This window comes from Asticcacaulis sp. (assembly GCA_024707255.1).
Taxonomy (GTDB): Bacteria; Pseudomonadota; Alphaproteobacteria; order Caulobacterales; family Caulobacteraceae; genus Asticcacaulis.
In genome coordinates, this window is the sequence record JANQAC010000001.1 from 273,142 (window position 1) to 296,430 (window position 23,289).

A 23,289-nucleotide genomic window follows, 5' to 3' on the forward strand; every position below is an offset into this window, starting at 1 on the left:
TCTGCCTCGGACGATATAGCCTCGTCGTCCACGAAGAGAGAGCGCGCCAACCATCCTTTTCGACGCTGAATCAGATGACTGACGAGCCTTCGCATCCCGTCGTTTAGAGGATCGTTGACCACCCTTTTGAGGAGCATCGATACGAGGATTGGGTTCCCCGTGATGGCACAAAGTGATGGCACAGATAGTTTCAACGCAACTATCTGTTTTCATTGTGGAAAACGGCAATTTCGAATGCGGAAAATGGCACAAACTGATGGCACAGTCAGCACGAACGCTTACGCTACAGGCGTTTAATGGACTGTATTGTATGGAGTTTTTGCGATTTTTTGAAGATTTGGTGCCCCCGGTCGGACTCGAACCGACACACCTCTCGGTACCGGATTTTGAATCCGGCGCGTCTACCAATTCCACCACAGGGGCGCAGGGAAGGAAGCGGGTTGATAAAGGCTTTTCATCGCCCGTGCAAGAGCCAAACCAAGCGTTTTTATGCCAGCATATTGCGCTTGTGCGCCGGCAGTTTCCGAAGGTCCGGTTTTGGCGCCGGGGGCGGCGTCGGATCGGGCTCAGGCTGGGGTTCGGGCGTGGCCGCAACAACAGGCGCCGCGCCCGCCTTATCGGCATCCTTCAGCGCCTCGGTCACCACCGCCTCCGCGCCCTTCTTGCGCGCCAGAGGCCAGGCCGGGCGCCAGCGCACCAGTTCGGGGGACGGCAGGTACTGGGCTTCCAACTGGCGGACATAGGCCGGGAATCCGTCCGCGCCAGTTCGTCCTGGGCGGCGCGGATCAGGCTCTTCACATAGTCCTCGTTACTCCAGAACACCCGGAAGGCATTGAGGCTTTCCCATACCGCAATCATCTGCTCCTCGGCCGACATGGCGATCTTGACCTTGTTGGGCTTTGGCTTTTCCGGCTTCGGCGGCTCCGGCGGCGGCAGGGCCTTTTCGAGCTCGGCCAGGCTCTTGCCGGGCTTGTCGACCAGGGCCATGATATGGCCGAGACGGTTATGCACCTCATCGCGCACCAGGGCCGCGCGTTCGATGATCGCCAGTCCCCGCGCCTCAAGCGCCTGATTCAGCCGATAGCGGATGCTGTCATAGATATGATCGACCGAACGGCGCTTGGCCTCGTCAAGCCGCATGGCCGCCTGGCGCCGGCCGATATAGGCGCCGATGGCGACCGCGATGACCACCGTCACCATCAGCGCCAGAAAGACATAAAACAGGAACGGATCGAAATAGCTTACGCCGACATCGGCATAATAGGGATCGGGGGGCGCGTCATTGAACGGGCCGTTGAAATCCGAATCAAGGAAGAAAAGCGCCATGTCTACCCCCGAACCCCAGGCTCGCCGACACGCGGCAACAGGGGCGGCGTCCAGACGGGGGTATCGATAAGCTGTATGCGCGCATCCTCAATCAGGCCGGCCATGGAGCGCGTGCTTTTCCATTCCTCGTGCAGACCGTTCAGGGCCTTGTATATCCGCGCCTGGTGACTGAGCGGCGGCGCCGGCGGCTGGGCGAAAGGCGCACCGATCTGGGCGACCGGCTGCCCGTTATGGACGCCCGTCTGCACGGCATCGGCCACCGGTTGGCCGTTCGGGCTGTTACTGACGGCGATATTGATGATGGTACCGGAATTTTCGCCTATGCCGCCTATGCCATAACCGGCCGGTGCATCGACTTCCTTCACCCCGCTCAGCGCCTTTTCAAGCTTGCTGTATTCGTTACGGATTTCCTTGCCGCAGCGGCGCGTTTCACCGCTGATGGCATTGACCAGACCGATCACGTCCGGGCTGAGCGTGCCGGGGGTTTCATAGGCCCTGGCCTGGGCCAGACGCGAAGCCGTCTCAACCAGTTTCACGGTTTTGACGTGGGCGAAGAAGCTTTCCCACTGGTTGCGGCGGACAATGCGATATACGCCCCAGACGACGAGCGCCATGACGACGCCCCAGACCAGCAGGGCCAGAAGAGGGGCATCATGATAGAAAACGGGATCGGACGGAAAATCATTGGGCGGGGCAACGGGATCCGGCCCATCGGGAGCGTCGTAATTTCCGTGCATTATGAACCCTCCCTTTCACGCGCCTGCCTTCACCCCGGAAGGTTAACAGATTGCCAAAGGGGATGCGAGTCCACAACGCCTAATTTGCGAAGCGATCAGCCTTCGGCGCCGTTATGCGCCTTCAGCGCCGCTTCCTCGACACGGCGCAGCAGTTTCTTGAATTGCACCACTTCCTCCGGCGTGAAACCTGCCAGCATGATGCGCTCATATTCGGCTGCGGCCGGAGCGACATCGGCATAGAGGCGCTCGCCTTCGGCCGTCAGGATCAGGTGGTGCGACCGGCCATCATGTTCGTGGGGCGCGCGGGTGATCAGGCGGCGCTTGGCCAGGGCCTGGGCGGCGCGCGAAATGGTCACCTTGTCCATGCCGGCGCGCTTGACCAGCGCCTGCTGCGTGGTGGGACCATCTTCGCGCAGAATGAAAATCAGGCGCCATTCCGGAATCTTGAGACCGTAGAGACTCTCATATGCCGTCGAGATCAGAGCACTGACGGCGCTGGAGGCCACAGCCAGGCGATAGGGCATGTATTCGTCGAGAGGCAGCGAGATCTTGAGACATTAATACGAATCCTTCGTAGGGAAACTACTATGTGCCTTGCGGCAAGACCAATTACAAATGAGTTATTGTTAAGGGATTGTCTAATTAACCTAATGCCAGGGCCTTCCGCACACGGAAAATGTCGTTTTTACGCGACGTGACCGCGCTTTTTTGCGTCTGTCGTGCGTCACGCAGGCGACAAGGCGCGGAACACCTGATAAGGCAGTCTGCCTGACCCAATCCAAGGAGCCTCCGTGCTGCGTCGTCTCTATAACTGGCTGCTGAAACTGGCCGGCACCCAACACGCCGAAAAAGTCCTCGCCGTCGTCTCCTTCGCCGAAGCCTCCTTCTTCCCCATCCCGCCCGATGCCATGCTGATACCCATGGTGCTGGCCAAGCCGGAACGCGCCTGGCGCACCGCCTTCATCTGTTCGGTCGCTTCCGTTGTGGGCGGTTTCCTGGGCTACGCCATCGGTTATTACGCCCAGCCCATCGGCCACTGGATTCTGGCCCTCTTCGGCCATCCGCAAGGCCTGGAAGAGTTCCACGCCTGGTTCGCCAAATGGGGCGTCGGCGTCATCTTCATGAAGGGGCTGACGCCCATTCCCTACAAGCTGGTGACCATCGCCGCCGGCCTTGCACAATTCAGCCTCGTGTGGTTCTTTATCGCTTCGGCCCTGACCCGATCCTTGCGTTTCTTCGCGGTCGCTGCCCTGGTAAAGCGTTTCGGACCTGAAATCACCGAACTGATGGAGAAGCGCTTCTATCTGGTCGGCACCATTGTTGTCGGGCTGCTGGTGGCCGGCATACTCGCTGTCAAATTTATTCCTCATTAGATCCAAATCTTCATGACCGCGCACAAATCAAACAGGTTCGCCAAGAAGTTCATGCTGGCCTTCGGCCGCTGGTGGAGCATCACCGCCCTGGTCATTTCCCTGGTCATGCTGGCGACCGCCTGGTCCTTCCAGTTGTTCGGCCATCTTGCCCCCTGCCATCTGTGCCTGAAACAGCGCGACATCTACTGGATCGCGGTTGGCGTTTCGCTGGTGGCGAGTGTCTGGGCCCTTTTTACCGGCGCCAAAGGGCCACCGCGCGTCTTTTTCGTTCGTGCTGTTCGCCATCTTCCTGACCGGCGCGGCTCTGGCTTTCTTCCATGCCGGCGTCGAACTGAAATGGTGGCGCGGCCCTGAAAGCTGCACCGCCTCCGGCGCCGAAATCAGCCTCGACCAGATGGCCGCCTTCTTGGCGGGCGCGTCATCAAGTGCCCCGATGTGCGATGTGGCGCAATGGCGCATGTTCGGCCTGTCGATGGCCGGTTATAATGCCATCGTATCCGTTGTCCTGGCCGGCCTGAGCCTGCTGGCCTCGCTGCGTTTCAAGGCAAAGTACCGCTCCAGCCGGCCCTATTGAGTTCACGCCCATGATTTCGACCGCCAAACCCGTCCCGCCCCGCCCAGGCCATGGCGCCCCGCGCCGCCGGCTGGAGGAAATCCTGCGGGTTGATCATGCCGGCGAACTGGCGGCCATACATATCTACAAGGGCCAGAGCCTGGTCTTTGCCGATACGCCGAAACGGGCCTTGAGCGAACAGTTCAGCCATATGCAGGGCGAGGAACAGGTTCACCTCGACGCTTTCGAGCGCCTGCTGCGCGAGAGACAGGTCCGCCCCACGGCCATGACCCCTATCTGGCGCATGGCCGCGCTGGGCCTGGGTGTCGGCACGGCCCTGCTGGGTGAAAAGGCGGCCCATGCCTGTACCGAAGCCGTGGAAGACGTGATCGCCGATCACTATGCCGAGCAGATCGCCGAGCTGGAAACCTCTGATCCGGCGCTGGCGCAGCGCCTGACCCAGTTCCGCCAGGATGAAATCGGCCATCACGATCGTGCCGTCGACCAGGGCGCACGCGAAGCCACCGCTTACCCACTGCTCTCAGCCCTTATCAAAACCGGATGCCGGATCGCCATCAAGATCAGCGAAAAAATATAGGCGGACCGGCACGCTCGTGTTCGCAGCCTGTTACAGACATGCGGAGCCCTCATGCCGGATACGGATATCCAAAAGGAAAAGCCAAAAGGTCTGAAAACCTTGTGGAACCTCCTCGGTCCCGGTCTCATCACCGGTGCCAGTGACGATGATCCCTCCGGCATCGCCACCTACTCCCAGGCCGGGGCGCAATATGGCCTTACTACCCTCTGGACAGCCCTGATCACCTTTCCGCTGATGGCGGCGGTTCAGGAAATGTGTGCCCGCATCGGCGTGGTGACGACGCAGGGCTTGACCGGCATCCTGCGCAAAAACTATCCCGCCCCCGTCCTGTGGCTGATGGTGCTGTTCAGCTTTCCCGCCATCGTTCTTAATATCGGCGCCGATATCGCCGGCATGGGCGCCGTCGCCAACCTGATCTTTCCGGCCGTGAGTCCGCTCATTTTCAGTGTCGTTTTCACCGGCCTGCTGCTGGCCGCCATCATCGTCCTGCCCTATGCCCGCATGGCTGCGGTACTGAAATGGCTGTGCGCCATACTGCTGGTCTACCTCGTCGTGCCCTTCCTGGTAAAAACCGACTGGCCGGGCGTAGTGCGGCATACCTTCATCCCCGCCATCCAGTTCAACAAAGACTATATCAGCGTGCTGGTCGCCATTCTCGGCACCACCATCTCGCCCTACCTCTTCTTCTGGCAGACCACCATGGAGGTTGAGACAGTCAAACACCGGCATGTCGTGGTGGACAAGCGCTATATCCAGGAGGTCGGGTTCGATGTCGATATGGGGATGCTGTTCTCCAATATCGTCATGTATTTCATCATCCTGACCACCGGCACCGTCCTGTTCAATGCCGGCATCCACGAAATAGACACAGTGGAAGAGGCGGCGAAAGCCTTGGAACCTATCGCCGGCGCCGGCGCCTATTATCTGTTCGCCATCGGCATCATCGGCACCGGCTTCCTGGCCATTCCGGTTTTGAGCGGGTCGTTGTCCTATATCATTTCGGAGACCTTCGGCTGGCAGGAGGGGCTGGACAAGCGCCTGCACGAAGCCCCGGCCTTTTATGGCGTGATTATCGTGTCCCTGCTGGTCGGGCTGGGGATCAACTATATCGGCATCAGCCCGATCCAGGCCCTGATCTGGTCGGCCATTCTCTATGGCCTGACCTCGCCGGTCATCATCGCCATTGTCCTGCATATCTCGAACAACAAGGCCGTCATGGGGGAATATACCAACGGCGTCTGGTCGAATATCTTCGGCGGACTGGCCTTCCTGCTGATGACCGCCGCGGCCGGCTTTATGTTGTATTTTCAGTTCTTTGCGTAGTTAGCCCGGATACGGCGACACGCCCGGCCACGATCACCGTCAGGCAGCCGAAGAGCAGCATGGCCATTGAGGTGCGGTGCCAGAAATCGACATCGAAGATAAAGCTGAACACGCCCCAGACCATCCAGCCGACAAATAGCCACGACAACAGGAACCTGAAGACATCGCCGCCGATACGATAGGCCACCGCCATCAGCAGCGCGGCATAGGGGGCGATCAGGATCATGTCGTAATCGAGGATACGCGGGATCATCAGCGGCACCAGCCCCATGCCGAACAGCAGGCGCTCATCTTCCTCAAGCCTGCCCCATTGCGCGATCGCCATACCCGCAAGTCCCATGACGATCATGAAGCCCAGCGCCAGTTGCCAGTTCAGGTTGGACTTGCCCGGCACATGGAAGACCAGATTGGTCAGCTCGAACCAGCCCATGCCGGGCTGCCGCGCCAGGGTGACGGAATGCAGGGTCCGCTGCCAGGCCTTGCCGAAATGACCATCGGTAATCACCATCAGATGGTTGACGCCGATGCCCGCCACAGCACGCCAGATAAAGGCGAATCCGCGCCGCCACAAAGCCACGTCATCAAACAGGAAGATAACGAAATAGGCCAGGAAGGTTGGCTTGACGCAGGAACACAGGAGCACCGCCACAGTAAACGGCAGGCGCGCCAGGAAGAAATCCGGCTGGCTCATATCCGCCTGTGCCGTGTCCTTGCGCCGGAACAGCAAGAGGCTGGCCAGCACCAGCGCGTGCATGACGATCCCGACGTTGGCGCACAGGAAGGTCATGGCGGTCAGGCCGGAAAAGGCCAGCCAGCGCCAGCGGATATCGATATTGGCGAACGGCCGGATCAGGGCAAACCACAGCAGGAAAAGGGTGGCCGGATAAAGTAATACCCACTGAAACAGGGTGCGCGCGCCACTGATGCCGAAATGCTCGACGAATGGCATGAACAGATAAGCGACCTGCGGCGCGTAGACGTAAGCCGCGGGCCGGACGCCGGCACAGGTCGGCGGATGGATGGCATAGGGCGAATGGCCGGCCGCCAGGGTGCGCGCGCCGCACAGCACGGCGTCGATATCCATCATCATCCAGGCGTGATGGGTGATCATGTGATACATGCCGGCCACCACCGGCCAGGCGCAGAACAGCATGAACAGCAGCAGAAGCGGCCTGGAAACGGTCAGGCGCCGCAAGACCGAAAGTGCGTCCATGCGTCAGTGCGCCTCGAAATCGTGACTTTGGCGCAGGTGCTCCAGAATGATTTCCCGCACATCGTCATCGACCGTCGCCAGGTCAATCTGGGCGTCACCGGTTTCCAGCAGGCGGATCTTCACACGCTCGCCCATATACATAAAGCTCAGTACCTTGGGGCCAAACAGGCGCTCGCGTTTGATCTCGAAACGCACACCGAGCGTGGCTTCCAGTGCGCCCTGCAAGGGTTCGAGGGGAATGCGGCTCCGCCCCTGGGCCGCGGAAACGACACAAGGCCAAAACGGCGTTCATCAATGACGAAACGCACGGGTAATGGTGTTTCAGACGACATATCCTATGCCACGCCCAAGCCGGTATTCCTCCGGTACGCCGGAAGCTCAGCCCTCCAGTAGCGTATCCCAATACAGGTAGTCTATCCAACTTTCATGAAGATAGTTAGGGGGAAAACGCCGCCCCAGTTCCTGCAACTGATACATTGTCGGCCGGTGTGGATTTTTTGCCGGCATCATGCGTGCCTGCTGGGGAGTTTTTCCCCCCTTGCGCAAGTTGCACGGGGCGCAGGCCGTCAGGATATTGGTCCAGCTCGATTTCCCGCCCTGGCTGACTGGCACCACATGGTCGAAGGTCAGGTCTTCGTCAATGCCGCAATACTGGCACGAAAACTCATCGCGCAGGAAGACATTATAACGCGTGAAGGCGGGCGGACGGTTCTGGTCGATATAGGTCTTGAGGGCCACCACGCTCGGCAGGCGCATCTTGATCGAGGGGGGAGTGAATCTCGATGTCATAGGTCGAGACTACATCGACACGGTCTTCAAAAACGGCCTTTACCACATCCTGCCAGGGCTTGGTCGACAGCGGATAATAGGACAGAGGTCGGAAATCGGCATTGAGCACGAGCGCGCGCCAGTCCGACGGCGGGCTTTTTAGAATCTGCATGTCGACCTCCAACAGGCCGCATGAAGCACGGTACAGGTAGCGAACTGTTTGAAGACGTATCCTCCTCATGAAAAAGCAGGCAGTCATAAATCAGGCTGTACGCATACTCTGAGCCCGATTCCCGCAAAAGGAAACGGCAAATTTTTATGAATTTTTTGCGGCGAGAGCCTATATAGCAGGCATGTACCGCACCCGCTTCGCGCCCTCACCGACCGGCTACCTGCATCTCGGCCATGCTTTCAGCGCACTCACGGCCTTTGAGGCGGCGCGGGCCGCTGGGGGCGAATTCATCCTGCGCATTGAGGATATCGACCATACGCGCAGCCGCCCGCACTTCGAGGCGGCGATCTATGAAGACCTGGCCTGGCTGGGCATTGAGTGGGAAAAACCGGTCCTACGCCAGAGCGAGCATTTGGCCGATTACCAGGCGGCGCTGGAAAAGCTGAGAGACCAGGGTCTGCTCTATGCCGATGCCCGTACATGCAAGGGCGAGGCCGAAGCGGCCTTAAGCGCCCCTCAGGCCGATGAGACGGCGCCACAGACCACCCCCGCCAATCCCGCCTGGCGGTTATCGCTGGAAGCGGCACGCGACTATCTCGGCACGCGTTACGAGGCTTTATCTTTTTTCCGAAAAAGGCGAACGCCAAAAGGCCGATCCGGCCATCAATGGCGACGTTATCCTGGGCCGCAAGGATATCGGCGTGGCGTACCACCTCGCCGTGGTGATCGATGACGCGCGGCAGGGGATCACGCACATCATCCGCGGCCGCGACCTTTACGATGCCACGCATACGCAGGTTCTGCTGCAGGCCCTGCTCGACCTGCCAACGCCGCACTATCACCACCACGCCCTGCTGCTCGATGATCAGGGCCGCCGCCTCGCCAAGCGCAAGGGCTCGAAATCCCTGCGCGATTACCGCAATGAAGGCCTGACACCCGCCGATATCCGGGCCCTGATCGCCGCATCCGCCAGGGCTTGAGGTACAAAAAAGCGCAGACGGCCTGACGCCATCTGCGCTTTTCTATCTCAGATAAGATTCAGGCTTCTTACAGAAGCTGCCGGTTCTTACAGAAGCTGGATATCAACGGCAGCGGTCTTGCCGCGTTCGTTTTGCAGTTCGTACGACACCTTCTGGCCATCGGCCAGGCCCTGCAGGCCGGCGCGCTGCACAGCCGAAATATGAACGAAGACGTCGTTGCCGCCTTCAGCAGGCTGGATAAAACCATAACCCTTAGTGGTATTGAACCACTTCACCGTACCTTCAGCCATCAATGCTCTCCTTGGGTCTCAAGCTGTTACGAGGCGTGAGGCTCTTACCCCTCACAAGACAATCGTGTATCTCGGTAGCAGCGGGCGAGACCAAAGACTGCGGCGGATGCCGAAACTCTTCAAATCCCTTTAGCATAGGCAGCCAGACTAACGGATTGTGGGGATATTAAGACGCAGGTTTTAAAAACGGTCAAACAAAAACACGCCGTATTTGGGGTGTCTCTCACGCATTTTACCGGAAAATTGACAAAAATATCCCGGTTTGGCGGATTTTTTATCACTACCCGCTGCGATCCGGGCGTGAAAGATGATAAATCAAAGCCGGTGGCATCCCACGTCATCCGTCTGCAATACCGCTCCCCGAGGGTCTATGCGCGCCTCCGATATGAATACCTGGCTGCTGAAGCGCTACCTGACCCTGCCGGCGGCCGTGCTGCGTTTTCTCGCCGGGAGTGGCGTCGTTTATCGCCAGGGACGCACACTGGATGCGCAGATCCAGTTCCTGTGGCGCGGCCTGTTCACCACTCCGGCCGGACGCACGCGCCTGTCGCTTGCCGGCAAGAGCCTGGAGAGTGTCCGGGCGGAATGGCAGGAGACCATCGACCTGTTCGGTCTGCCGGACGACATCCGTGTCCGGTATGAAACCGTTGAGGGCGAGATCGGCGGACTGCTGATCCGGCCAGCGCATATTTCCGAAGACGCGCCGCTGCTGGTCTTCTTCCATCAGGGCGGCGGCGTGATCGGCGGGCCGAACCTCAGCCGGGCGTTCGCCGCCCTGATGGCACACGAAGCGCATTGTCCCGTTTTCCTGCCCGAATACCGCTTGGCACCGCTCAACCGGTTCCCGGCGGCGCTGGAAGATGCCCGCGCGGCCTATGACTGGGCAGTGGCCAATGCGGTGCGCACTGGGCGCTCTCTCCGGACAGGTGGCGCTGGGCGGGGCCTTAATCGGCGCCAGCACGGCGGCGCGGATCAGCCTCGACCTCAGGCTTGAAAACAGTCCCCTGCCCGCCGGGCAATTGCTGGTGACCCCGCTGGTCGATCTGGCCGATCCGGCCATCAAGGCGGATGCCGCAATCGGCCTGTGGCCGATAAATGCGGACGACCTGGATATCCTGATCAGCCACTATGCCGGCGCCGGCACGAGCCTGACCGATCCTCGCCTCTCTCCGGCACTGGAAAAACTACCCGGCAGGCTGCCGAAAACCTTGATTGTATCCGCCGGCCTCGATCCCCTGGCCAGCCAGGGCGAAGCCTTTGCAAAGAGTCTGACCGCCGCAGGTACGCCTGTCACCTACCGCCGTTATGACGCCCTGCCGCTCGGTTTCGACCTGTTTGCGGGCGTGGTCGATGAAGCCCGGTCGGCGATCAGGAACATCGCCGAAAACTGGGTCGATATGCTGCGCAATGTCGAGGCACGGCGCGCACAGGATGCCGCCTGATGGAGCTGGCGCATCTCTATGCCCATGCGGAGGCGCAAGGCCCGTTGCCGCCGGTCTCGAAATGGAATCCGCCCTTTTGCGGCAATATCGACATGCGCATCAGCCATGATGGAACCTGGCTACATAACGGCACCCCCATCACCCGGCCGGCCATGGTCAAACTGTTTGCCGGCATATTGCGCCGCGAAGGTGACGCCTATTATCTGGTTACGCCGGTTGAAAAGGTCGGGATTACGGTCGAGGACGTGCCCTTCATCGCCGTGGAGATGGCAGCCGACAACGGCCTTCTGACCTTCCGCACCAATGTCGATGACCGGGTGACGGCCGATGCCGATCACCCCTTGCGTTTCGAGTCCGATGGCGATGGTTTCAGGCCCTATATATGTGTCCGCGACGACCTGGAGGCGCGTCTGTCACGCAGTCTGGCGCAGGAGATTGCCGCCCTGGGCGATATCCGTGAGCACATGAATGCGCCATGGTTCGGAGTCAGTTCCGGCGCCTTATTCTTTCCTGTCGTCCCTGCCAACCATTTGTAATCGGCCCATTATTACATGACTGACATATTCATTCTGGGTTCAGGCTGAACCCGCTAAATTAATTTCATGGGGGCGATAGAATGAGGAAAATCGCCATGAAACGATTTATAATTTCCACGGCTCTGGCCGTAATGGCCGGTACATTTGCCATTGCCGGCACGGCTTCGGCCGATCCGGGGCATCGCGGTCACGATCGTGGCTACGAACGCGGCTATGATCGCCACTACGATCGTCATGACCGGCACGATCGCTACGACAACCGCCGTTATTATCGCGGTTACGATCGCGGCTATCATCGCGGCTGGCGCGACCGTTCAGACTGGCGCCGCGGCGGCTATGTCTCTTACAATGACTGGCATCGCGGCTATTATGTCGATTACCGCCGTCACCACCTCCGCCGTCCGCCCTATGGCTATGAATGGCGCCGGGTAGATGACAACTACGTGCTGGCGGCCGTGGCCACCGGCCTGATCGCCTCGGTGATCATCGGCGGCTATTAAAAACCGAAACGGCGCCTCGCAAGGGGCGCCGTTTTTTGTTATGCTTGGGAATGAGCAAGAAAGGTCATCCCCCAGTTCAGAAAACGCCACAGGAAAAAAAGCGGCTAAGTCTTCTTAAGGACCGCCGCAATAATTACGGCGAAAATGACAAGGCGTCGCGCAAATGGATACCTTTGCGCAAAGCGATGGAAAATCGCGACGATCGCCGCAAAGTCGGTCAAGCCTTGGGCCAGGTTCAGAATTTAAACGAAGAAGATGTCGATGTGCTGGAAAGCACGATCCGCCAGGATATAAACCGGATCGCCAACGCATGGACCAAAAGCCCAGACATTCCGCTGGGCGAACACATTGCAAATCAGCAAGAAGCTATCGGAAATCGCGGTAAAGCAGCGCGAAGATTTAAGCAGGAGGCCTTCAAGGATTTGATTGAGCTTACTAAAACTTCAAAACCATAAAGGTTCAACCTTCAGGCTCGATTACCTTTTGATCATCTTCACCGCCGCAGCATCATCCAGACCCAGCGCCTGGAGCGCCGTAAGGGTTATACCCGCCGCGTCAAGCCCGGCCTCGGCATATTGCTCGGCCTGCGACGCCTGATCCTGATAGGTATCCGGCAGGGTCAGGGTGCGGATTTTCAGGCCGGCATCCAATGCGCCTTCGCCAGCGAGATAATGCAGGACAAAGGCGCCGAAGCCTCCGACCGCCCCCTCTTCCACCGTGATCAGGCATTCATGGTTTTTCGCCAGTTGCAATACCAGATCCTTGTCGATCGGCTTGGCGAAACGGGCATCGGCGACGGTGGTCGAAAGTCCTCTCGCCGCCAGCATGTCGGCCGCCTTCAGCGCATCGCCTAGGCGTGTGCCCAGGGGACAGGATAGCGACCTTGCTGCCTTCGCGCAGGATTCGCCCCTTGCCGATCGCCAGAGGTGCGGCCCGTTCGGGAATGGCAATGCCTGTGGCCTCACCGCGCGGATAGCGGAACGCGGACGGACCGTCATCATAGGCCGCGGCCGTGGCGATCATCGCCGCCAGTTCGGCTTCATCGGCCGCCGCCATGATCATCATGTTCGGCAGGGCACCGAGATAGCCGATATCGAAGGAACCGGCATGGGTGGCGCCATCCGCTCCCACCAGCCCGGCGCGATCCAGCGCGAAACGCACCGGCAGGTTTTGCAGGCTGACATCGTGCGCCACCTGGTCATAGCCGCGCTGCAGGAAGGTCGAATAGATGGTGCAGAAGGGCTTCATGCCGTCCGCCGCCAGGCCGGCCGCGAAGGTGACGGCGTGCTGTTCAGCGATGCCGACATCATAGGTGCGCGCCGGGAAAACCTCGGCGAAACGGTCCAGGCCGGTGCCGGAAGGCATGGCGGCGGTGATGGCGACGATGCGGTCATCATCGCGCGCCTGCTTGATCAGTTCGGAAGCGAAAACATCGGTATAGCTCGGCGCATTGGCCTTGGGCTTGGATTGCTCCCCGGTAATGACATCGAACTTGGCGACGCCATGATACTTGTCGGGCGCGGTTTCGGCCGGTTCATAGCCCTTACCCTTTTGCGTCACCACATGGACCAGCACCGGGCGGTCCTTGATCTCCTTGACGCGCTTCAACACGGCCAGCAGGTTTTCCATGTCGTGGCCATCGATCGGCCCGACATAGTAGAAGCCCAGTTCCTCGAAGAAGGTGCCGCCGGTGAACCAGGTACGCGAAAATTCTTCCGACTTGCGCACCATCTCGAACAGCGGACGCGGCAGGCGCTCGGCCACGCTCTTGCCCCAGCGGCGCAGGGACTGATAGGCCCCGCCGGAAACCAGATTAGCCAGATAGGCGCTCATCCCGCCCACCGGAGGCGCGATCGACATGTCGTTATCGTTGAGGATGACCGTCAGGTGCCTGGTCGTCTCGGCGGCATTGTTCATCGCCTCATAGGCCATGCCGGCCGACATGGAACCATCCCCGATCACGGCGATGACGTTGTTGTCCCCGCCTTTCTGGTCGCGCGCGGCACAAAATCCCAGGGCGGCGGAAATCGAGGTGGCGGCATGGGCGGCGCCGAACGGATCATAGACGCTTTCGGAGCGCTTCGTGAAGCCGGACAGCCCTCCGGCCTGGCGCAAGGAGCGGATACGGTCGCGCCGGCCGGTCAGGATCTTGTGCGGATAACACTGATGGCCGACATCCCAGATCAGAATATCGCGCGGCGTCTCAAACACATGATGCAGGGCTACCGTCAGTTCAACCACGCCCAGCGAAGAGCCCAGATGGCCGCCGATCTTCGACACCACGTCGATGGTCTCGCTGCGCACCTCATCCGCCAGCGCCTTCACCTGGGGCGCGGTCAGGTCTCGAATGGTTTCGGGATTGGTCAGGCTGTCGAGGATGGGGGTTTCAGGCATCTAAACGCAAACCGGTATCTTTTGCAATTTCGGCGTAATACAAATCTGTCTTAAGCGCATTGCAACAAAATAGCCATTGGTTTTGCAGCCTGACAGAAGAATTGGCTCAGTTGCGCCGGTTGAGTACAAAGTCAACACTATCGCGCAGGTAACGGGCTTTCCCGCCGAAGATTTCCAGCCGTGATTTCGCCTGATCAGCCAGTATTTGCACCCGGCTCTTCGCCTCTTCCAGGCCCAGCAAGGTGACGAAATTGGTCTTGCCCATAGCGGCGTCCTTACCGCCCGACGCCTTGCCCATTTCTTCCGGATCGCCCTCGACATCGAGCACATCGTCGGCAATCTGGTAGGCCAGGCCCAGGTCCTGCGCGAAATGGGTCAGGGCCACGCCTTCCTTTTCCGAGGCATCGGCGATGATCAGCGGTATCTGGAAGGCATAGACGATCAAAGCACCCGTTTTCAGGCGCTGCATCCGCGCTACGCCGCCGAGATCATCGGGCACACCGATCAGGTCGATCATCTGGCCGCCGGCCATACCCTGTGCCCCCGACGCGATGGCCAGCATCCGGATCAGTTCGACGCGGACCTGCGGGTCTTCGTGGGTATCTTCATGCGACAGGATTTCAAAGGCCACGCTTTGCAACGCGTCGCCAGCCAGAACCGCCGTCGCCTCGTCATAGGCGCGGTGAACGGTCAGGCGGCCACGGCGGATATCATCATCATCCATGCACGGCAGGTCGTCATGGACCAGGCTGTAGGCGTGGATGCACTCCAGTGCGCAGGCGGCACGCAGTACGGCATTTTCGTCAGCATCGAACAGACGACCGGCTTCCAGGGCGAAGAAAGGCCGCAGGCGCTTGCCCGGACCCAGGGCGGCATAGCGCATGGCCTCGGTCAGGCGCATCTCGGCGCCCTCGCCGCGCGGCAGAAGTTCATCCAGTGCCATCGTCACCAGATCGGCCGTTTCGGCCATGCGGGCCTGCAGGGGCGGCAGGTCGGAATTGGCGGCGATGGGAGTCATGGCCTAACCAAACTCAGCCGGCGCGACGCCTTCAACGGCGCCGGACTTGTTCAGGGAAATCTTCTCGACCTGCAAACGTGCCGCTTCGAGGCGCTCCTCGCAAAGTTGCTTAAGACGCGCGCCTTCCTGATAAAGCGCCAGCGCTTTTTCGAGCGGCGCGCTTCCGGATTCCAGTTCGGAAACGATCTTTTCCAGTTGCTTCAGGGCGTCTTCAAAGGAAAGCTCAACAGTTTCGGTCATTTGCGTGTCCTTAGTTCGTAGCGGCGGCACCCCCAATACTTAAACCCCTCCTCCAGGGTTTTTCTATAACCCATTTTCTTCAGTTCAATGCTCACCATCAGATTGAAGAAACCGTGGGCCAGAACCAGCACGTCCCCGCCATCGCGGGCCTTGTCATACAGGAACTCGGCCACCTTGCGGGCACGGACCTTGGCCACTTCGCGGCCTTCGACATCGCCGTGGATATTGAGATACCACCAGCAAATCCGCGCCAGGAAACCCCAGGCGTAAGAATTGGGTGTCAGCCTGATAAAGGATGGCAGATGCGGCGGCGGCAGGGGCGCCTCGATCAGCGCCTCAAGCGACGTAAAGCCCTTGCCATCACAAACCGCCTCGGCCGTTTCGATCGAGCGCGGCAGGGTCGAGGAAAAGATGTAACGGGCTTCGCGGGCGAACTTGTGCAGAATCGGCGGCGGCGTCTGACCTTCCAGAAGGCCGGCCTGGTCGTATCTGGCCCACCACTCGACATAGCCCCGCCAGTCCAGCTTGACGCGGCGCGACAGGGCCGGTTCGCCGTGGCGTACAAGGGTGATCGCGCCGGCCTTCACGGCAGCGGATGTTCCCTGTTCGATCATATTCGTGTCGCGCAACAGACCCCCGAACCGACGCAACTCACAATGAGATTCGCCGCTGGCTATTGAATAGAGGCTGTTGGTAACGTCCTTGCGGAGGCCCGGCAAGGCATTTTTTCCGCTCAAGTGCCGCGCTTAATCCGCCCGCTGTAACTCCAGATGCACGACATTGGTCCGCTGGGTGCGGAAGCCGGCCTCGCAATAGGCCAGGTAAAACAGCCACAGCTTGCGGAAATGGGCGTCAAACCCCTTGATCCGCCCTTCTTTCCACGCATCCTCGAAACGCTGTCCCCACTGCCTGAGGGTCTCGGCATAATCCCCGCCGAACTTGAAGGAGGACACCGCTTTCAGACCCGCGGCCTGCGTCTGTTCCAGCAGCTTCTGCGCCGAGGGCAACATGCCGCCGGGGAAGACATATTTCTGGATGAAATCCGCGCGTGACTTGTAGTCCTCGAACATTTCGTCAGCGATAGTGATGATCTGGAGCCCCGCCTTGCCGCCCTTTTTCAGCACATCATGCAGCTTGGTGAAATAGGTGCCCCAGTAGCTTTCACCGACCGCCTCGAACATCTCGATCGACACCACCGCGTCGAACTGGCCCTTGATATCGCGGTAGTCCATCATCACGATCTCGACCCGGTCCTCCAGCCCCAGCCGCTTCATGCGCTCGATCGCGTAGTCAGCTTGCGCCTGTGATATTGTGACGCCGGTGACCCGCGCGCCGATGGTCTCGGCAGCATATTGCGCGAAGCCGCCCCAGCCACAGCCGATTTCCAGCACATGCTGGCCAGGCTTCAAATCGACCATCTTCGCCAGCTTGGCATATTTGGCCGTCTGCGCGGCGCCGAGATCCTTGTGCTCGCGGAAGCGCTCACCTTCGAACAGGGCCGACGAATAGGTCATCGACTGATCGAGCCACTGATCGTAGAAATTGTTGCCGAGATCATAGTGGTCGAAAATATTCCTGCGGCTGCCTTTCTTGGTGTTTTTGCGCAGGGCGTGGACGATATTGTTGAATGTCCGCACCACAATATTACCCGTGAAAAGCTGGCCCAGTTTCTCGCTGTTCAGGCTGAGTACGGTCAGCAGGGTGGCCAAATCGGGCGTATCCCACTCCCCTTCGCGGTAGCCATCGCAGAAACCGATATCGCCGGACGCCATGACCCGCTTCATGAAATTGAAGTCCTTGACCAGCAGGGTGGCCGCTGGCCCCGGTTCAGGCCCTTCAAGCCGCATGGACCGGCCGTCCGGAAAGACGACATCCATCTGGCCGAACGTCCATACCTTGCGCAGGGTTTCAACGCCCTTGCGCACGGCGAACGGCTGGTCTTTTAAGACTGGCAAATCCTGGTCGATGGCGGTGGTCATGAATGAATGGCCTTTCCTCAGAAGCGGTTCAACCTCTTATACGGTACGCCATGCCGGGCAGACCTGTCCGGCAGCACAATTCAGATGTGGACAGATTAACAGAAAACGGGCCGAACGCAAAAAGGCCCGGCATGATGACCGGGCCTTTTCACGAAGAGTTTAGGGCGGTTACTTTCGTACCGTCACCGCCGCGCCGGAATAGGCCACTTCCTTATCGAAGGCGTCCAGGTTTCCACTGGTCGAGGCGCCCGGCGTGATGAAGCGCACGCGGAAGGTCCGGTCGGCGATCATGCCCTTATAGCTGCCGGTGCGCGCACCAATGGTCAGTTCGCCGGTCTTGTCGTTATAGCTCAGCGGGATACGGCTGAACTCGCCGCGCGTATAACCATTTGTGACTCCGTCATCCTCATAGAGGCTGAAGGTGCCATCGGCGCCGGTATAGACGGTAAAGGTCAGCGGCGCGTCCGGCTTTTCGTCGACATACTGCGTCACCGGTCCCATCGGCACCACCGACCCCGCCTTGACGTAAAGCGGCATCTGGCTCAGCGGTGCATTGGCCGTGATGGTCTGGCCGCCTGTCTGGCGTTCACCGGTATAAAAGTCATACCAGTCGGTGCCCGCCGGCAGGTAGACACTGCGCGACGTGGCCTTGTATTCCGATACCGGCGCCACCAGGAAGGCATGGCCGAACAGGTATTCATCCTTGATATCCTTGACCTTCGGGTCACGGAAATCCATCACCAGGCCGCGCATGATGGTGCCGGAGTTATGATATGTATCTGAGGCCGTGGCGTAGATGTAGGGCATGAGGCGGTAGCGCAGCTTGTCGTACCAGATCATGTTTTCACGCATCTCGGAGCCTTCCGGCGCGATGATGAAGATTTCACGCTTCACGCCTTCGCCGTGCGATCGGAACAGCGGCGAGAAGGCGCCGAACTGGAACCAGCGCTGGTTCAGCTCGCGCCATTCCTTCAGGTCTTCCGCTGTGCCGGTGCCGCCGGCGCTGCGGTTTTCCTGCAACCCGCCGACATCCGTGCCCTGGAAGCGCGTTTCCTGGGCATAGCCGCCGATATCGTGCGTCCAGTTGGGGATGCCGGACATGGAGAAGTTCACACCGGCGGCGATCTGGTCATAGAGATTGTTCCAGCGGCCGACCGTATCGCCCGACCAGACGGCAGCGGCATTGCGCTGTACGCCGGCGAAGCCAGAACGGGTCAGGATGAACTGGCGGGTATCCGGCTGGTCCTTCTTCAGGCCATCATACATCGCCTTGGTGTTCATCAGGGCGTAAGGGTTATGGACAATAGCGCCCGGCCCCATCTGGGTCGGGGTGATCAGGGCGGCGAATTCGGCCGGCGAGGTATTAGAGCGCACGTCCGGCTCGGTATTGTCCATCCACCATGCGTCGAAGCCCTTCACGACCAGGGTGTCATGAAGCTGCTTGTAATACATATCGCGCGCGTCCTGATTATAGGGCGAGTAGTGGCTGTTGAGATAGCCCTTGCCTACCCAGTCGCGCTGGCCTTCCTCGACATTCTTCGTCCACATATAACCTTTCTTTTCAAAGGCTTTGTAGTTGTCGGTATTGGCGTAGAACTTGCCCCAGATCGAGATCATGATGTGGGCATGTTCTTTATGCACCTCGTCGACCATCTTCTGCGGATCGGGGAAGCGGACCGGATCGAAGGTATGCGAGCCCCACTGGTCCTCGGGCCAGTAGAACCAGTCCTGCACCATGTTGTCGATCGGGATCTGCATGTCGCGGTAGGTCTTGAGTACGCTGAGCAACTGATCCTGCGTCTCGTAACGCTGACGCGACTGCCAGAAGCCATAGGCCCATTTCGGCATCAGAGGCGCCTGGCCGGTCAGGTGGCGGTAACCGCCGATGACGCCATCCATGCTGTCCGAAGCGATGAAGTAGTAGTTGAGGCCGGTGCCGGCTTCCGAGGTGAATTGCAGCGAATGCTGGTCGGCGTTGGATTGTGGATTGTTGTGGGTGATGGCGATCATGCCGCCCGAAGGCTGCCATTCGAGATGGAATTTCACCGGCTTGCCCTGGGTGAAGCTCTGCTCGAAATTATGATACCAGGGGTTCCAGCCCTGGCGCCAGACGCTGAGGATTTTCTTGCCGTCGATGGTCAGGTCGGCATAGTCCGACGAGTACATCTGCATTTTATGGACGCCGGAAATATCCGAGGTCATGGTGCCATCCCAGACGACCAGCACCTTCTTGCCGGCGGTCGCTTCTTTGGAGAGCGCCGGATCGCTCGGCCAGTTGGCGGCGACATCGCTGAGATACTGATATTTGATATCGCTCTCATTGCGGGTCAGGACCAGCTTGCCATCGACATAGTATTTCGCGGTCAGGCCGGGCTTGCCGTCATCAGTGGCCAGTTTCAGGTCGCGGCTGAACAAGGCATAGGGCGTTGGGTTGCCCCAGCGGGTGATCGAGTTGTTGTCCCACAGGATGCCGTAATTCTGGTCCGACATGACGAACGGCACGGCCACGTCCATATTATGCTGGGAGAGCAGCACATCCTCGCCATTCATGTCCATCTGGGCGTTCTGGTGCTGCCCCAGGCCATAGAGCCCCTCGGTCGTACCGCGATTGAACTGGGCATGGGTGGCGACGTAAGGCTGGCCTTCGACAGTCATCGGCGTTATGGCGGCGGCCGTCTCGGTCAGGACGCGCCTGCCGTCGGCATCATAGAAGGTAACCAGACCGGTTTCGAGCGAGACCACGGCCGAAGCCTTGGCCGCCTTGAGGGTCACGTCCTTTTTCGTTTCGGAGACAGTGAAGTCGCCTCCCGGCGTTGCCACGGTCATCAGCGACGGCATCTGCTGGCGCGCCGGATCATCCGTCGCCAGCACATGGATGATCGAGTCGCTCATCACCTCCAGGCGAACCTCTTTCGCGGTGCCCGTATCGGGCTTCACCAGGATGCCTGTGGCCGTCTTTTCATAGGAACCGGCCAGGGCCGCGCCCGCCGACATAACGAGGGCGATGGCTGATACCGAGGCCCAAATCTTCGCTGCTTTCATCTCAACTCTCCCTTATTGTTGTTTGGAAGCAAGAAACCCCAGCACCACATCTCAGTCGCTACGCGCCTTCGTGCGGTCCCCCTCCCCTGCATAGCCGGGGAGGTTCTATTTCCTTGTACCTCCCCATCTTTGATGGGGAGGGGGACCGCGCCATTCTTCATGGCGTGGTGGTGGGGTATCTTCCTTTACTTACTGCTCGTAGGTCGCCAACCGAACCTTCAATATCACGGGCTGGCCAGTGAAGTTCAGGCCATAATCGGTCTGGTCACCGTTCCACACGCGTTCGAAGACCCACTTGCCACCTTCAAAGTGGCCTTCCTCGACACGATCGAGCAACATGCCTTTTTTGGCGTTTTCCTTGCCGGCGCCGAAGGTAATGCGCGCGTTTAATCCCGCCACCAAAAACTCATTGTCGTTCAGTTTCGCCACAACGACCCCGCCGCTCGGCACATCAGACCCTTCCGGATAACCGTTCTTATTCTCCGGATCCCATTTGCGCAGACCGAACTGCCACTCGCGGTAACTGACCGTGGCGTGCCATTTCGCGCCCAGATCGAGCACCTGATCCGAATGATCATCCGGTTCCGAGACGCCCCATACCTGATTTTCAAAGCTCAGCTTCGCCCATTCGCGGTCCATGCCTGCGAACAGCTTGTAAACCGTGGCGAAGGGCCTGACCATTTCGATATCGGTTTTGGTCGTCCCCAGCGGATGGTTGGAATAGCCGGTATAATCGAATCCAAACGGATCGAATCCGATGCCCTGCCGCCCCAGAACCGAGAAAATATAGCGGGCATAGACCGGCGAATTGCCGCTTTCAGCGACGTAGAGGGCGTTGTCGGGTCGGGCGTATAGCTCCAGCGTTTTTTCATAGCTGGCCGAAGTCGGTGTATAAAGGTCAGGTGCCAGCAGCTCGATATGCGGGGCCGCCGCCTTCCAGACATCGATCACGCTGTAGACCGGGCCGCCGGACGCATAGGAACCGGCCGGCTGATCGGGATTGAGCGGGTCTTTCAGCGCCGCATTAACATAGGTCGGCAGCGGATAGACGGCGTCGCCAGCCGCCACGATATCGTCGATATAGGTGGCGATCGACCAGGCATGGAAATATTCGTCGGCATCCTTGCCGAACACAGTGTTCCAGTCGCCGGGCTTCTTGTTGTACTTTTTCAATAGCGCCGCAGGCACCGGTTTCGCCATCAGGGCATCGGCCTTTTTTGAATAGTCGCGTGCCGCGCCATAGACACCGGTTTCGTTCTCCGGTTGAAGCATGATGACTGTGTGCTGGTCGCCATCGATCGCCTTGAGGTGCTTCACCAGTTCGACATAGGCTTTTTTATCGGCCTCGCGCGTCGTGTCGTAAAGCGGCGACAGGGCATAGGAGGTGGTGCCGTCCTTGTTGGTCAGGCGCGGGAAGCGCTTATTGTCGGTCTTGACCCACGTCGGCGCGTAGGAGGGGCCAGTGTTCTTCCAGGTGGCGAACCACAGGATCACCAGGCGGACATTGTTCTCACGCGCCTGCTTGACCAAGGTGTCGACGAAGCTGAAGTCGAACTTTCCTTCCACCGGCTCGATCTGCTCCCAGGCCACCGGCATGGTCAGCGTATTGGCGTGCATGTCCTTTATCGCCGGCCAGACCTTCGGCAGGGTGGCTTCATAATTGCTGGAATTATTGGCCTGACCACCCAGCACCAGGAACGGCGCGCCATCGACCATCAGCGCATATTTGCCATTCTTCTGCACCAGTTCAGGAATGGGCACCGTCGCCTGCGCCGAGGCCGCTCCGGCCACAGCCAGCACACTCGCTGATAGCGCTAACAGTAGTTGTTGCGACGCAAAGGTCTTGACTGTCTTTTCCAAAGGTATCCGCTCCCACAAAATTGCCGCCCTGCTTATTTTCGCAAAGTTTTACATGCAAAGTCGGCGCTCACATATAAAATATGTCGTACAATATTGGCCGTCCTTTCGGCAAGCGTCAAATGACGAATCTGGTTTTAAATAGTATTTTTTTCTGTAAGCTTCTTAAGGCGAAGTGGCGAATCTCAGGGTTCTGACATCGTGCGACGCGCCGCAGGGACTAACAAACGCCTACCAGAAAGACACGTCATGCGCTCCGAACTCGGCGTCAGCCTCGCCTACGGGCTCCTCGCCTCCCTTGGCCAATCCATCGTCACCGGCGAGTTCGAAAAAACCGGCTTCCCAACGGAGGCAGAACTGTGTGCCAAATTCGGCGCCAGCCGCACGGTCATGCGCGAGGCCGTCAAGATGCTATCGGCCAAGGGGCTGATCAGTTCGCGCCAGCGCCAGGGCACACGAGTCGAACCGGTCGAAAACTGGAATCTGCTCGATCCGGACGTGCTGCGCTGGCTTATGGAACGCCCCTACTCCAACAAGATTTTCCTCGAATTTGCCCAGATGCGCCTGGCCATTGAACCGGCCGCCGCCGCATTGGCCGCCGAACTCCAGGACAAGCGCGCCATTGCCGGCATCCGCGAAGGTCTGCAGGCCATGATCGACCATGCCGTCCAGCCCGATCTGGCACTTCAGGCCGATATCGATTTCCATGTCGCCATATTGAAAGCGTCGGGCAACCCGTTCTTCTGGCGCCTGAAGCCGCTGATCACCAATGCCCTGCACCTGTCGATCCAGTTGACCAACAAGATTTCCGGCCATATGGCCGATATCCATGCGCACGAGGCCATACTGATTGCCATCGAAAAAGGGGATGCCGTTGCCGCCCGCAAGGCTTCCGAAGACATCCTGCTGGAATCGCTGAATTTTATCGAAAAGGCCCAGGCGGATTAG

General features: G+C 59.5%; 24 protein-coding genes, 1 tRNA gene and 3 pseudogenes. 12 read left to right on the plus strand and 16 right to left on the minus strand.

Going from position 1 to position 23,289, the window contains the following annotated elements; all coding sequences use genetic code 11:
• Positions 1-338: 338 nt before the first annotated feature.
• The 5 genes from NVV72_01320 to NVV72_01340 all read right to left on the minus strand — a co-directional run bounded on the left by NVV72_01320 (position 339) and on the right by NVV72_01340 (position 2,587).
• Positions 339-423 (minus strand) — tRNA-Leu (locus NVV72_01320).
• A gap of 64 nt (positions 424-487) precedes the next feature.
• Positions 488-643: a hypothetical protein gene (locus NVV72_01325; GenBank protein ID MCR6658031.1), complete on the minus strand. Its 156-nt coding sequence runs from the start codon at positions 641-643 to the stop codon at positions 488-490.
• A complete protein-coding gene (locus NVV72_01330; protein ID MCR6658032.1) occupies positions 640-1,326 on the minus strand; it encodes a hypothetical protein in 687 nt (228 codons plus the stop codon). The genes NVV72_01325 and NVV72_01330 overlap by 4 nt, the downstream gene beginning before the upstream one ends.
• Before the next feature lie 2 nt (positions 1,327-1,328).
• Positions 1,329-2,063, minus strand: a complete 735-nt coding sequence (locus NVV72_01335; protein MCR6658033.1) for a hypothetical protein — start codon at positions 2,061-2,063, stop codon at positions 1,329-1,331.
• Between the two features lie 95 nt (positions 2,064-2,158).
• Positions 2,159-2,587 carry a MarR family transcriptional regulator gene (locus NVV72_01340; GenBank protein ID MCR6658034.1) on the minus strand — a complete coding sequence of 143 codons (429 nt, stop codon included), beginning with the start codon at positions 2,585-2,587 and terminating at the stop codon, positions 2,159-2,161.
• A 267-nt stretch (positions 2,588-2,854) separates the two neighbouring features.
• Here NVV72_01340 and NVV72_01345 point away from each other — a divergent pair, with 267 nt between their 5' ends.
• The 5 genes from NVV72_01345 to NVV72_01365 are packed head-to-tail and all read left to right on the plus strand — an operon-like array spanning position 2,855 to position 5,910.
• Positions 2,855-3,436 carry a DedA family protein gene (locus NVV72_01345; protein MCR6658035.1) on the plus strand — a complete coding sequence of 194 codons (582 nt, stop codon included), beginning with the start codon at positions 2,855-2,857 and terminating at the stop codon, positions 3,434-3,436.
• 12 nt (positions 3,437-3,448) lie between these two features.
• Positions 3,449-3,790 (plus strand): disulfide bond formation protein B, encoded by a 342-nt coding sequence (locus NVV72_01350; GenBank protein MCR6658036.1) that lies wholly within the window; start codon positions 3,449-3,451, stop codon positions 3,788-3,790.
• Entirely contained in the window at positions 3,708-4,010 is a 303-nt protein-coding gene (locus NVV72_01355; protein ID MCR6658037.1) for a disulfide bond formation protein B, read from the plus strand. The genes NVV72_01350 and NVV72_01355 overlap by 83 nt, the downstream gene beginning before the upstream one ends.
• A gap of 10 nt (positions 4,011-4,020) precedes the next feature.
• On the plus strand, positions 4,021-4,587 hold the full coding sequence (locus tag NVV72_01360; GenBank protein MCR6658038.1) for a demethoxyubiquinone hydroxylase family protein: 567 nt from the start codon (positions 4,021-4,023) through the stop codon (positions 4,585-4,587).
• Positions 4,588-4,638: 51 nt separating this feature from the next.
• Complete coding sequence (locus NVV72_01365; protein ID MCR6658039.1) at positions 4,639-5,910, plus strand: divalent metal cation transporter; 1,272 nt, start codon at positions 4,639-4,641, stop codon at positions 5,908-5,910.
• Here the strand turns inward: NVV72_01365 and NVV72_01370 are convergent.
• The 3 genes and pseudogenes from NVV72_01370 to NVV72_01380 form a co-directional block, all read right to left on the minus strand.
• On the minus strand, positions 5,882-7,123 hold the full coding sequence (locus NVV72_01370; protein MCR6658040.1) for a hypothetical protein: 1,242 nt from the start codon (positions 7,121-7,123) through the stop codon (positions 5,882-5,884). The genes NVV72_01365 and NVV72_01370 overlap by 29 nt on opposite strands.
• A 3-nt stretch (positions 7,124-7,126) precedes the next feature.
• Positions 7,127-7,348, minus strand: a complete 222-nt coding sequence (locus tag NVV72_01375) for a hypothetical protein (GenBank protein ID MCR6658041.1) — start codon at positions 7,346-7,348, stop codon at positions 7,127-7,129.
• 153 nt (positions 7,349-7,501) lie between these two features.
• Positions 7,502-8,063 (minus strand): annotated as a pseudogene (locus NVV72_01380) (HNH endonuclease).
• 181 nt (positions 8,064-8,244) lie between these two features.
• On the opposite strand from NVV72_01380, the pseudogene gluQRS reads away from it, so the two are divergent.
• Positions 8,245-9,043 (plus strand): annotated as a pseudogene (gene gluQRS / locus NVV72_01385) (tRNA glutamyl-Q(34) synthetase GluQRS).
• Positions 9,044-9,129: 86 nt separating this feature from the next.
• On the opposite strand, the gene NVV72_01390 reads toward gluQRS, so the two are convergent.
• Positions 9,130-9,333, minus strand: a complete 204-nt coding sequence (locus NVV72_01390; protein MCR6658042.1) for a cold-shock protein — start codon at positions 9,331-9,333, stop codon at positions 9,130-9,132.
• Between the two features lie 370 nt (positions 9,334-9,703).
• Here NVV72_01390 and NVV72_01395 point away from each other — a divergent pair, with 370 nt between their 5' ends.
• The 5 genes from NVV72_01395 to NVV72_01415 all read left to right on the plus strand — a co-directional run bounded on the left by NVV72_01395 (position 9,704) and on the right by NVV72_01415 (position 12,266).
• A complete protein-coding gene (locus tag NVV72_01395) occupies positions 9,704-10,327 on the plus strand; it encodes an alpha/beta hydrolase (protein MCR6658043.1) in 624 nt (207 codons plus the stop codon).
• Positions 10,227-10,775 (plus strand): alpha/beta hydrolase, encoded by a 549-nt coding sequence (locus NVV72_01400; GenBank protein ID MCR6658044.1) that lies wholly within the window; start codon positions 10,227-10,229, stop codon positions 10,773-10,775. Before NVV72_01395 ends, NVV72_01400 begins: the two co-directional genes overlap by 101 nt.
• Entirely contained in the window at positions 10,775-11,311 is a 537-nt protein-coding gene (locus NVV72_01405; protein ID MCR6658045.1) for a DUF1285 domain-containing protein, read from the plus strand. Before NVV72_01400 ends, NVV72_01405 begins: the two co-directional genes overlap by 1 nt.
• A 95-nt stretch (positions 11,312-11,406) precedes the next feature.
• Entirely contained in the window at positions 11,407-11,811 is a 405-nt protein-coding gene (locus NVV72_01410; protein ID MCR6658046.1) for an RcnB family protein, read from the plus strand.
• Positions 11,812-11,861: 50 nt separating this feature from the next.
• On the plus strand, positions 11,862-12,266 hold the full coding sequence (locus tag NVV72_01415; GenBank protein MCR6658047.1) for a hypothetical protein: 405 nt from the start codon (positions 11,862-11,864) through the stop codon (positions 12,264-12,266).
• A 21-nt stretch (positions 12,267-12,287) separates the two neighbouring features.
• Here NVV72_01415 and dxs read toward each other — a convergent pair.
• The 7 genes and pseudogenes from dxs to NVV72_01450 all read right to left on the minus strand — a co-directional run bounded on the left by dxs (position 12,288) and on the right by NVV72_01450 (position 22,344).
• Positions 12,288-14,205: pseudogene (gene dxs, locus NVV72_01420) on the minus strand (1-deoxy-D-xylulose-5-phosphate synthase).
• A gap of 106 nt (positions 14,206-14,311) precedes the next feature.
• Entirely contained in the window at positions 14,312-15,223 is a 912-nt protein-coding gene (locus NVV72_01425; GenBank protein ID MCR6658048.1) for a polyprenyl synthetase family protein, read from the minus strand.
• Positions 15,224-15,226: 3 nt separating this feature from the next.
• The gene (locus NVV72_01430; protein MCR6658049.1) at positions 15,227-15,463 is read right to left on the minus strand and encodes an exodeoxyribonuclease VII small subunit; all 237 of its coding nucleotides are present in this window, start codon (positions 15,461-15,463) and stop codon (positions 15,227-15,229) included.
• Positions 15,460-16,077, minus strand: coding sequence for a histidine phosphatase family protein (locus tag NVV72_01435; protein ID MCR6658050.1), 618 nt, complete (start codon positions 16,075-16,077; stop codon positions 15,460-15,462). The genes NVV72_01430 and NVV72_01435 overlap by 4 nt, the downstream gene beginning before the upstream one ends.
• A gap of 132 nt (positions 16,078-16,209) precedes the next feature.
• Positions 16,210-17,442 carry a cyclopropane-fatty-acyl-phospholipid synthase family protein gene (locus tag NVV72_01440; protein MCR6658051.1) on the minus strand — a complete coding sequence of 411 codons (1,233 nt, stop codon included), beginning with the start codon at positions 17,440-17,442 and terminating at the stop codon, positions 16,210-16,212.
• A gap of 168 nt (positions 17,443-17,610) precedes the next feature.
• The gene (locus NVV72_01445; GenBank protein ID MCR6658052.1) at positions 17,611-20,484 is read right to left on the minus strand and encodes a DUF5110 domain-containing protein; all 2,874 of its coding nucleotides are present in this window, start codon (positions 20,482-20,484) and stop codon (positions 17,611-17,613) included.
• 189 nt (positions 20,485-20,673) lie between these two features.
• Positions 20,674-22,344 (minus strand): DUF5597 domain-containing protein, encoded by a 1,671-nt coding sequence (locus tag NVV72_01450; protein ID MCR6658053.1) that lies wholly within the window; start codon positions 22,342-22,344, stop codon positions 20,674-20,676.
• Positions 22,345-22,590: 246 nt separating this feature from the next.
• Between NVV72_01450 and NVV72_01455 the strand changes: the two genes are divergently transcribed.
• Positions 22,591-23,289 (plus strand): FadR family transcriptional regulator, encoded by a 699-nt coding sequence (locus tag NVV72_01455; protein ID MCR6658054.1) that lies wholly within the window; start codon positions 22,591-22,593, stop codon positions 23,287-23,289.

What these genes read in the sequence shown, in the direction of transcription:
- NVV72_01330 (MCR6658032.1), bottom strand. Translation starts at nt 1,326, where the DNA reads ATGGCGCTTTTCTTCCTTGATTCGGATTTCAACGGCCCGTTCAATGAC.
- NVV72_01335 (MCR6658033.1), bottom strand. Translation starts at nt 2,063, where the DNA reads ATGCACGGAAATTACGACGCTCCCGATGGGCCGGATCCCGTTGCCCCG.
- NVV72_01340 (MCR6658034.1), bottom strand. Translation starts at nt 2,587, where the DNA reads ATGCCCTATCGCCTGGCTGTGGCCTCCAGCGCCGTCAGTGCTCTGATC.
- NVV72_01350 (MCR6658036.1), top strand. Translation starts at nt 3,449, where the DNA reads ATGACCGCGCACAAATCAAACAGGTTCGCCAAGAAGTTCATGCTGGCC.
- NVV72_01360 (MCR6658038.1), top strand. Translation starts at nt 4,021, where the DNA reads ATGATTTCGACCGCCAAACCCGTCCCGCCCCGCCCAGGCCATGGCGCC.
- NVV72_01365 (MCR6658039.1), top strand. Translation starts at nt 4,639, where the DNA reads ATGCCGGATACGGATATCCAAAAGGAAAAGCCAAAAGGTCTGAAAACC.
- NVV72_01370 (MCR6658040.1), bottom strand. Translation starts at nt 7,123, where the DNA reads ATGGACGCACTTTCGGTCTTGCGGCGCCTGACCGTTTCCAGGCCGCTT.
- NVV72_01390 (MCR6658042.1), bottom strand. Translation starts at nt 9,333, where the DNA reads ATGGCTGAAGGTACGGTGAAGTGGTTCAATACCACTAAGGGTTATGGT.
- NVV72_01395 (MCR6658043.1), top strand. Translation starts at nt 9,704, where the DNA reads ATGCGCGCCTCCGATATGAATACCTGGCTGCTGAAGCGCTACCTGACC.
- NVV72_01400 (MCR6658044.1), top strand. Translation starts at nt 10,227, where the DNA reads ATGCGGTGCGCACTGGGCGCTCTCTCCGGACAGGTGGCGCTGGGCGGG.
- NVV72_01405 (MCR6658045.1), top strand. Translation starts at nt 10,775, where the DNA reads ATGGAGCTGGCGCATCTCTATGCCCATGCGGAGGCGCAAGGCCCGTTG.
- NVV72_01410 (MCR6658046.1), top strand. Translation starts at nt 11,407, where the DNA reads ATGAAACGATTTATAATTTCCACGGCTCTGGCCGTAATGGCCGGTACA.
- NVV72_01415 (MCR6658047.1), top strand. Translation starts at nt 11,862, where the DNA reads ATGAGCAAGAAAGGTCATCCCCCAGTTCAGAAAACGCCACAGGAAAAA.
- NVV72_01425 (MCR6658048.1), bottom strand. Translation starts at nt 15,223, where the DNA reads ATGACTCCCATCGCCGCCAATTCCGACCTGCCGCCCCTGCAGGCCCGC.
- NVV72_01430 (MCR6658049.1), bottom strand. Translation starts at nt 15,463, where the DNA reads ATGACCGAAACTGTTGAGCTTTCCTTTGAAGACGCCCTGAAGCAACTG.
- NVV72_01435 (MCR6658050.1), bottom strand. Translation starts at nt 16,077, where the DNA reads ATGATCGAACAGGGAACATCCGCTGCCGTGAAGGCCGGCGCGATCACC.
- NVV72_01440 (MCR6658051.1), bottom strand. Translation starts at nt 17,442, where the DNA reads ATGACCACCGCCATCGACCAGGATTTGCCAGTCTTAAAAGACCAGCCG.
- NVV72_01445 (MCR6658052.1), bottom strand. Translation starts at nt 20,484, where the DNA reads ATGAAAGCAGCGAAGATTTGGGCCTCGGTATCAGCCATCGCCCTCGTT.
- NVV72_01455 (MCR6658054.1), top strand. Translation starts at nt 22,591, where the DNA reads ATGCGCTCCGAACTCGGCGTCAGCCTCGCCTACGGGCTCCTCGCCTCC.